Genomic DNA, 8,556 nt, shown 5'->3' with positions numbered 1-8,556 from the left:
ATAACCCGTGTCCAATGGCGGCCATGGGTCATCACCATCGTGCTTTTCCACATAGGAGTTCAGATGTTCGAACCCAGCAAGAGTACTGATTCAAGCGGCATGGACGAGTTCGGCTATGCCCAGACCCTGGACCGCAGCATCGGCAAATTCGCCAGTTTCGCGGCCGGAGTCAGCTACATTTCCATCCTCACCGGCGTGTTCCAGCTTTTCTACTTTGGTTTTTCCATGGCCGGCCCCGCCTACGCGTGGTCCTGGCCCCTCGTCTTCGCCGGCCAGCTCATGGTGGCGCTCTGCTTCGCCGAGCTCGCCGGACGGTATCCGGTGGCCGGCTCGGTGTACAACTGGGCCAAGCGGCTCTCGTCAGGGACGTTCGCCTGGCTGGCGGGCTGGCTGCTGCTCATCTCCTCGATCGTGGCGCTCGGAGCCGTGGCCCTTGCACTGCAGCTCACCCTGCCCCAGATCTGGTCCGGTTTCCAGATCATCGGTGACGGCACCGGCACCTACGATTTCGCCCTCAACGGCGTGCTGCTCGCCAGCATCATGATCTCCATCTCCACCCTCATCAACGCCTTCGGCGTGAAGCTGATGACCAAGATCAACAGCATCGGCGTCTTCGTGGAGCTAGCCGCAGCCGTGCTCCTCATCCTGGCCCTTGGCTGGCATGTGGTGCGGGGGCCGGAAGTCCTTTTCAGCACCGAAGGCTACGGCATGGACCACGACCTTGGCTTCTTCGGGGTGTTCCTCATCGGGGCCATGGCCTCCGGTTACGTGATGTATGGCTTTGACACGGCCAGTTCCCTCGGCGAGGAGACGAAGGACCCGAAAAAGACCGCACCCAAGGCCATCCTCCGTGCCATTACGGCGTCCTTCATCCTCGGCGGCCTGATTCTCCTTGGCGGACTCCTGGCCGCCCCCGACCTCAGCGACCCCAAGCTGGGCGCTGCCGACGGCGGCCTGCAGTACATCGTGCTCTCCGTCCTGGGAGGCCCCTTCGGCAAGGCGTTCCTGGTGTGCATCGTGGTGGCCGTGATCGTCTGCACCCTGGCCGTTCACGCCGCCGCCATCCGCATGATGTTCGCCATGGCCAGGGACAACAACCTGCCCTTCAGCCGCCAGCTCAGCAAGGTGCACCCGGAGCGGAAGACGCCCACGGTGGCGGCAATCGTCATCGGACTCATCGCCATCATTCCGCTGATCGTCAACGTCTCCCAGCCCGCCATCTTCACCATCCTTTCCAGCATCAGCATCGTCCTGATCTACCTGTCCTACCTGCTGGTCACCGTTCCGCTGCTCCGCAAGCGGTTCCAGAAAAAGTGGCCGCTCGCGGATGACGGCACTGAGCCGGGCTTCAGCCTGGGCAAGTGGGGGCTGCCCGTGAACATCCTCGCGGTCCTGTGGGGCGGCGCCATGACCCTGAACCTCATCTGGCCCCGCCCGGAGATCTACAACTCGGTGCCCCCGTTTGAGTGGTACCTGCAGTGGGGCGGAGTGATCTTCGTTGCCACCGTCGCCGGCGGCGGGGCCCTGCTGTACCGCCTGAAAATCAGGCACCAGACGGGTGTCCTGGCCGAACACGCCGCACCCGCCCACCCGGCTGCGGATGTCAGCGGGCCGGATGCTCCAGCTGCGCCCCAGCTGGTGTCAGCACCCGTTTCCAACCCGTAGCCTTACCCACCCTTGGCATCGTCCAACCCCGGACGCGCTGCCAGTCCTGACGGGCATCCCTTTGCGAAACCTGCGAAAGGATGCCCGTCAGTGCTGGTTATGGCCGGTTCCGGGGAAACCGCCCCGCTGCTGGCCGTCCCGCAGGGACTTCCCAAGGTAATCCACCTACCATTGCCCACATGAAGGTTGCCCGAGAGGCCCGCTCTGCTGCCGTGGTGATCAACGCCGGATCACGCCGGGGGGCGGCTGCCAGGGAGCTGGCGGTGCATGCCCTGCAAAAAGCGGGCGTGCCGGTCTCCGCCGTGCACCACATCCACTCGGGGGCCGAACTGGCCGGGACGCTCGACCGGGTGGTTGCGGACGGTCATGACCTGGTGGTGGTGGGCGGCGGTGACGGGACGGTTTCCTACGCCGCCGGCAGGGTTGCCGGCACCGGCGTCGTGCTGGGTGTTCTTCCGCTGGGCACCGCCAACGACCTCGCACGCACGCTGGAGATCCCGAACAATCTGGCCGAGGCATGTGCTGCGGTGGCAGGCGGGAAGGTGGTGGACATCGACCTCGGCAGGGCAAATGGGCAGCCCTTCCTCAACGTCGCTTCCGCCGGCCTGTCCGTGCGGGTTACCAAGGCTCTCACCCCTGGCCTGAAGCGGCGTCTCGGGCCGCTGGCGTACGGCATTGCCACCCTGCGTTCGTATACCCGGCACGAACCGTTCTCCGCCCGTCTTGAGTTCCCGGAGGAGGACCACGAGCCGATGCAGCTCGAGGGCCTGCTGCAAGTGGCCGTCGGCAACGGCAGGCATTACGGCGGCGGCAACACGGTCTCGCCGACGGCGGGAATCGACGACCACATCCTTGACATCTACGCAATCCTCGCAGCGCCGTTCCGTGAGCATGTAAAGATCGCACGCCTGCTCAGGAACGGAAGCTTTATTGAACACGACCGGGTGTACCACCTCACCACGCGGCGGGTCCGCCTGGTCACCGAGCCGCCCATGCCCGTGAACCTCGACGGCGAAATCGCGGCCGTCACGCCCACGGACTTCACCATCCAGCGGAACGCCGTCCACGTCATCGTGCCGCAGGCCAGCAACAGCGCAATGTTCGACGGGCCGCACGCGCCGGGGGCCCCGTCCGCCTGAGGAATCAGCACTGGTGGGCGCGTGCACACGGTGCAAGGATTGCACGACCAGGCGCAGGGCCCCGAGGAGGTTCGAAGATGACCGATACAACGCCAGCCCAGCCCGCAACCGGTTACGCGCCGGTCAACGGGCTCCGGATGTATTACGAGCTGCATGGCGACGGCGGCACCCCGCTGCTGCTCCTGCACGGCGGGCTGTTCGACATTGAGCAGCAGTTCGGCGCACTGATCCCGGCCCTGTCGGCCGGGCGCCTGGTGATCGCCGCCGACTTCCAGGGGCACGGGCACACCAACGACATTGACCGGCCACTGGCCACGCACCACCTGGCCTCCGATGTCATCGGGCTTCTCGAGCACCTCGCCGTCGGCAAGGTCGATGTCTTCGGATTCAGCGTCGGAGGTGCGGTGGCGCTGCACCTCGCGATCAAGCACCCGGAACTTGTGCGCAAGCTCATCGTGTCGTCGGTATCGTTCCGGCCGGAGGGCGACCGCGGCGGCAACTCCGAAGCTGTGGCGGAGATGACGGTGGACATGATCGCGGGAACTCCAATGGAGGAACGCTACCTTGCCGTGTCTCCGCATCCGGACCGCGAGCACCTGCAGGGCCTGCTGGACAAGCTGGCACACTACGGCGAGGGCGAGCCTGGCTGGAGCGACGACGACATCCGCGGAATCCAGGCGCCGACGCTCTTCACGGTGGGCGACTGCGACATGGTCAAGCTCGACCACGCAGTGAAATTCCTCCAACTGCGCGGAGGAGACGTGAACGGCGACTTCGAGGGTGTGCCCGCGTCGCAGCTCGCGGTGTTCCCCGGCACCACGCACTTCTTCGGGCTCGCACGGACCGACCTGGTGCGCGAGGTTGTGACCACGTTCCTCGATGCGCCGCCGCCATCCGGCTGGGCGGACCGGTGAAGGAGCCACTGTAGTTCCTCCACTGCTACGGCACCGCGGATCAGGCGGCTTTGACCAGGGGGAGCTCGTCCCAGTGGGTGGTGTACCGCGGTGACTGCATGTCGCGCTTCATGGTCCAGTCCAACCCGGTCTTGATGCCGGCCTGCCCCAGCCCGATGGAGCCGCGGCCAAAGCGCCGGCTCACGTCTTCGAGGAGCGGGCCGATGGCCCGTTCTTCATGCCGGTTCTCAAACGGTTCCAGCGGCGACTGGTTGCCGGTGGGCCGCAGGTCGGTGAGCATGATCCCCGCTTTGGCGTACTGCAGGCCGTCGCGGATGTTGGGCAGCAGCGCATGCGCGGCCCGGGTCAGCAGGAGCGGATCCGCCGTCGGCATCGGGAGGGAAACGCAGACGGACGGATAAGCCTGCTCCTGCTGGCGGAAAGGAGATGTGGCGGCGAACGCTGTGAGGACCTTTGCCTGCAGCCCGTGTTTCGAGAGCCTGGCACTGGCCTGCTGGCCGTAGATGCCCAGCACCTGCCGCAGTCCCGCTGCGGTGGTGACCGGCTTGGCGAAGGAGCGGGAGAAGATCAGCTGGTCCCGGCCGATGCGCTCTTCCTCCATGGGAATGCAGGGAGTGCCCCGCAGCTCCAGGACCGTGCGCATCAGGACCACGGAGAACTTGTCCCGGATCACCACGGGATCGGCGCGGACCAGGTCCAGGACCGTGAAGATGCCCATCACGTTCAGGCGCCGGGTGAGCCTGCCGGCGATGCCCCAGATCTCGTCCACGGACAGCCGCTCCATCAGGGACTCCCGCTGCGGCCAGGGGACACTGTCCCAGTGGCATACCCCGCCGAACGCCGCGTTGTTCTTGGCCCACTTGTTGCACAGCTTGGCCAGCGTCTTGGTAGGGGCAATCCCCACACACACCGGCACGCCGACGTGGCGGCGGACGGCGTCCTTGATATTCCGGCCAAGGGTCAGCAGCTGGTCCGGGTCGCCTTTGACGCCCAGGAAGGCCTCGTCAATGCTGTAGACCTCCATCCACGCGGAGTGCCTGCCGAGCAGCTCCATGACCCGGGCGCTGATGTCCCCGTAGAGCTCGTAATTGCTCGATTTGGCCACCAGCCCCCACTCCTTGGCGCGCGGCGCGAGCTTGAACCAGGGCTCGCCGGTCGCGATGCCGAGTGCCTTCGCCTCGGGGGACCGCGTCACCGCGCATCCATCATTGTTGGACAGCACCACCAGCGGCCGGCCCTCCAGGGAGGGGTCGAACGCCCGCTCGGCCGAGGCGTAGAAGCAGTTCACGTCAACATGGGCGATCTGCGGCATCCGGCGCATCAGGACGGGCTTAGTCATTGCCCTGCTCCGGCATGCCGAACGGGCGCATACCCTTCACACATGATGGAGGCACCTCGTGGCCACGCCCCAGATGGTGAGCTCGGACAGGGCAGGGACCTTGATGTCCGGGTACTTCGGATTCTCCGCCTGGAGCACCACGCCGGTTGGGGTGATTCGCAGGCGCTTGACGGTCAGCTCGCCGTCCAGCACGGCAATCACCACGGAACCGTCCCTGGGCTCAAGGGCCCGGTTGACGATCAGCTCGTCACCGTGGCTGATCCCGGCGCCTTCCATGGAGTCCCCGGTCACCCGCACCACGAACGTGCTGGTGATGTCCTTGATCAGGTGCGCGTTCAGGTCGATCCGGCCGTCGAAGTAATCCTGCGCGGGCGAAGGAAAGCCCGCCGCCACTGCGACCGGAGAGACCAGCACCGAGAACAACGAGGCGCCCGCATCTATCACGCGGGGACCGACAATAACGCCCACAACACACCCTTATTCGAAAATATGTTCGATTCATTCAGTGTAGCGCCGGCCGCCGACAATTGACCCCCTCCCGGCGAAAGGGAACCCCTCCCGGCATCCCACGTAGACTGGCAGGATGCGGTTGGTAGCGAGCGACATTGACGGAACGATCCTCGGACACGACGGAAAAATCAGTGACCGCACCGTCCGCGCCTTCCACGCCTGCCGGGACGCCGGCGTCGAACTCGTTTTTGTGACCGGCCGTCCGCCGCGCTGGCTGCACCCGCTGCAGGACCAGCTGGGGCACACCGGTCGCGTGATCTGCTCCAACGGCGCCGTGGTCTGGGACCTCGAAGCCGACCGGCTGGTCTCCGCCCGCACCCTCGCCCTCGACGCCGTCCTGGAACTGCGCCGCATCATCAAGCAGCTGCGCCCTGCCGCCCTGTTCGCGGCAGAAACGCTGACCGGTTTCCACCTCGAGCCCGGCTTCATCGAGAACGAATCCAGTGAGCTGCTGTCCGAGTTCACCCCCGCGCCGCTCGCCGAGACCCTTGTTGCCGATGATTCCGTAGTGAAGTTCCTCGCCATCGTGCGCGAGGGTACGCCGGACGATTTCCTCGCGGAGGTGCGCCCCGCCGTCGCGCATCTTGCCGCCGCCACACACTCCTCCCCGGGCGTCCCGATGCTCGAACTGTCCTTGCCCGGCGTCAACAAGGCGGTCACGCTGGCCGAGTACGCGCGGGCGCTGGGCATCGACGCTTCCGAGGTGGTGGCGTTCGGCGACATGCCGAACGACATCGAAATGCTCCGCTGGGCCGGCCACGGCTATGCCATGGCCAGCGGGCACCCGGAGGCTATCGAGGCTGCCGGGCAGCGGGCACCGCATTTTGACGACGACGGCGTGGCCCAGGTCCTGGAGGCGCGGCTCGCTTCGCTGGGTGCACGGCAGGCCTGATTCCCGCCGTCGTATTCTCAGCTGGCGCTCACCTGGCGTTCATCTTGGCTCCGTAGCGTGGAGCCCGGAGAGCAGACTCCTCTCCTGCTGGACTAAGGGGTAAAGATGGCAAAGAACGTCAAGCACGAAACCGCCGAAGCACCGCTGCGCAGGGCGACGCCCGCTCCGCACTGGAAAAAGCTCCGGCAGGGTGACCGCGTCCGCGTCCTGCTCTCGCCGGGGTTCGAGACCGGCGGCCTGGTGGACGCCATCACCCCTGACAACACGGTGGTGTGGATCAATCTCGACGGCGGCCGCGGGCGCACGCTGCTGCACTGCGGCGACGGCATCGAAATCCTGCCCCACGAGGACTAGCGGGAACAGGCGCCGGCGCCGTGCTTGGGGCGAACTGCTGCCGGCAGGGCGCTCAGGTACGCTCGCACTGTGACCCTGCCGTTCTTCGCCAACCCGGACGCCGCCGGGAACCAGACGCCTATTGCGATGGCGCACCGCGGCTTTTCCGTGGACGGCCTGGAGAATTCCATGGCTGCGTTCCGTGCCGCCGCAAGCCTTGGCTACCGGTACGTGGAAACTGACGTACACACCACCTCCGACGGCGTGCTGCTCCTCTTCCACGACGACACCCTGGACCGGGTCACCGACGGCAGGGGCAAGGTTTCAGATCTTCCCGCCGCTGAGGTCGCGAAGTTCCGGATCGGCGGCCGCGAACCGATCCCTACTTTCGACGGGCTGATCGCCGGGCTGCCCGACGTCCGGCTCAACCTGGACGTCAAGGACTGGAACTCGGTGCAGAGCACCGCGGCCGCCATCGAACGCCACCACGTGCATGACCGGGTGCTGGTGACAAGCTTCTCGGACCGGCGACGGCGGGCGGTGCTGAAGCTGCTCAGCCGTCCGGTGGCCGCCTCTGCCGGCGTTGTGTCCAGCGGCCTCTTCACCCTGCTGGGCCCGGTGCTTCCCGGCCCGGTGTTCCGGTGGCTGATGCGCCGGATCCTGCGCGACGTGCAGGCGCTGCAGGTTCCGGTACGCCGGGGGATCATCAGGGTGGTGACGCCGGGCTCCGTCCGGCGCGCGCATGCCCTGGGGCTGGTGGTCCACGTCTGGACCATCAACAACCCCGCCGAGATGCGCCGCCTCCTGGAGATGGGCGTCGACGGGATCGTCACCGACCGCGCGGACCTGCTCAAGGAGGTCCTCACGGAAAAAGGCGGGTGGCCGCCGGGGCCAACCGCCTGATCCGCCGTGCGTGCCTGGTTCTAACCCCGGCCGGTGCTGGTGGACGGGTCCTGGTCGCCTTCCGTCGGGTCGGCCCGCAGCTCGTCCGGGTTGCTGTCCGGCAGTCCGCCCTTTACGCCACTGGGACCTCCGCTGCCTGCCGCCCCCGTCCCGCCGATAGGCGCAGACGCATCGCCTGCCAGGCCGTCGTCGCCCGTTCCGCGCCCTGCTTCCGCCCTGTCATTGTTGGTTTCGTCTATATCCCCGCCAAAGGGACTTTCGGAAACCGGCCCGGGTGCGGCGCCGGTCTTGAGCCCCGGGGCTTTCTGTTTTTCGGCCTCCATGGCGTTGGAGCCTTCGCTGATGGAGGAGTGGACCTCCACGTCGTCGTTGGGGTCCGTGGGGTCGGGAACATTCAGCTTTTCCGTGGGCTTGGATGTTCCCGCCAGATCCTCCATGGCGTTCTCTGCTGCCTTGCCGATGCTGTCGCCGATTCCCATGACTGCTCCTCCTGACATCGTATGCCGGGCGCCCCAGCGGCCGCCCCGCTCTTCCCTTCCAGAATTATCAGCATGCTTACAATTAGTCCAGAGCTGGGGCAAAGAACCACGGCCGGGCAGGAAAGGACACGCATGATGAGCAGCTACCATCCGGAAAATGATCCCGCGAACCCTGATCAGCCGGGCAAGGAACCGCGGGCAGGCCACACGGGCACCGGCACCGGCGGAGGCGAGAATTCGGCCCGCACCCCGAACCCCGATCCCGCCGAAGGCAACATCACGGGCCTGGAGCCCGGCGGGGGAGTGCCTCCCGGAGAGACGCCGCCGGCCGAGGACCAGATGAGCGGGGACCAGGGCCACGACGAGTAAGGCGCGCGAACAC

The 8,556-nt window shown here is 66.5% G+C and carries 10 protein-coding genes; 7 read left to right on the top strand and 3 right to left on the bottom strand.

Annotation, left to right across the window (positions count from 1 at the left end):
• Positions 1-63 precede the first annotated feature (63 nt).
• The 3 genes from P2Q66_RS18550 to P2Q66_RS18540 all read left to right on the top strand — a co-directional run bounded on the left by P2Q66_RS18550 (position 64) and on the right by P2Q66_RS18540 (position 3,718).
• Positions 64-1,665 carry an APC family permease gene (locus P2Q66_RS18550; protein WP_275730488.1) on the top strand — a complete coding sequence of 534 codons (1,602 nt, stop codon included), beginning with the start codon at positions 64-66 and terminating at the stop codon, positions 1,663-1,665.
• Between the two features lie 179 nt (positions 1,666-1,844).
• Positions 1,845-2,804, top strand: a complete 960-nt coding sequence (locus P2Q66_RS18545; RefSeq protein ID WP_115525619.1) for a lipid kinase — start codon at positions 1,845-1,847, stop codon at positions 2,802-2,804.
• A gap of 77 nt (positions 2,805-2,881) precedes the next feature.
• Complete coding sequence (locus P2Q66_RS18540; RefSeq protein WP_115525618.1) at positions 2,882-3,718, top strand: alpha/beta hydrolase; 837 nt, start codon at positions 2,882-2,884, stop codon at positions 3,716-3,718.
• A 40-nt stretch (positions 3,719-3,758) separates the two neighbouring features.
• Here the strand turns inward: P2Q66_RS18540 and P2Q66_RS18535 are convergent, their stop codons facing one another.
• Together P2Q66_RS18535 and umuD are read right to left on the bottom strand one after the other, a co-directional pair.
• The gene (locus P2Q66_RS18535) at positions 3,759-5,057 is read right to left on the bottom strand and encodes a Y-family DNA polymerase (protein ID WP_275730485.1); all 1,299 of its coding nucleotides are present in this window, start codon (positions 5,055-5,057) and stop codon (positions 3,759-3,761) included.
• A gap of 36 nt (positions 5,058-5,093) precedes the next feature.
• On the bottom strand, positions 5,094-5,525 hold the full coding sequence (gene umuD, locus P2Q66_RS18530) for a translesion error-prone DNA polymerase V autoproteolytic subunit (RefSeq protein WP_275730483.1): 432 nt from the start codon (positions 5,523-5,525) through the stop codon (positions 5,094-5,096).
• 115 nt (positions 5,526-5,640) lie between these two features.
• Here umuD and P2Q66_RS18525 point away from each other — a divergent pair, with 115 nt between their 5' ends.
• From P2Q66_RS18525 to P2Q66_RS18515, 3 genes are all read left to right on the top strand, one after another.
• On the top strand, positions 5,641-6,459 hold the full coding sequence (locus P2Q66_RS18525; RefSeq protein ID WP_275730481.1) for an HAD family hydrolase: 819 nt from the start codon (positions 5,641-5,643) through the stop codon (positions 6,457-6,459).
• Between the two features lie 105 nt (positions 6,460-6,564).
• Positions 6,565-6,813, top strand: a complete 249-nt coding sequence (locus P2Q66_RS18520) for a hypothetical protein (RefSeq protein WP_079596936.1) — start codon at positions 6,565-6,567, stop codon at positions 6,811-6,813.
• A 69-nt stretch (positions 6,814-6,882) separates the two neighbouring features.
• Positions 6,883-7,695: a glycerophosphodiester phosphodiesterase gene (locus P2Q66_RS18515; RefSeq protein WP_275730480.1), complete on the top strand. Its 813-nt coding sequence runs from the start codon at positions 6,883-6,885 to the stop codon at positions 7,693-7,695.
• A gap of 20 nt (positions 7,696-7,715) precedes the next feature.
• Here P2Q66_RS18515 and P2Q66_RS18510 read toward each other — a convergent pair whose 3' ends face one another.
• Positions 7,716-8,174 carry a hypothetical protein gene (locus P2Q66_RS18510; protein ID WP_275730479.1) on the bottom strand — a complete coding sequence of 153 codons (459 nt, stop codon included), beginning with the start codon at positions 8,172-8,174 and terminating at the stop codon, positions 7,716-7,718.
• A gap of 135 nt (positions 8,175-8,309) precedes the next feature.
• On the opposite strand from P2Q66_RS18510, the gene P2Q66_RS18505 reads away from it, so the two are divergent.
• The gene (locus P2Q66_RS18505; RefSeq protein ID WP_275730487.1) at positions 8,310-8,543 is read left to right on the top strand and encodes a DUF6480 family protein; all 234 of its coding nucleotides are present in this window, start codon (positions 8,310-8,312) and stop codon (positions 8,541-8,543) included.
• The last annotated feature ends 13 nt before the right edge of the window (positions 8,544-8,556 follow it).

Source organism: Arthrobacter sp. Cr_A7 (genome assembly GCF_029222765.1).
Lineage (GTDB): Bacteria > Actinomycetota > Actinomycetes > Actinomycetales > Micrococcaceae > Arthrobacter.
This window is presented reverse-complemented; position numbering and strand designations above follow the sequence as displayed.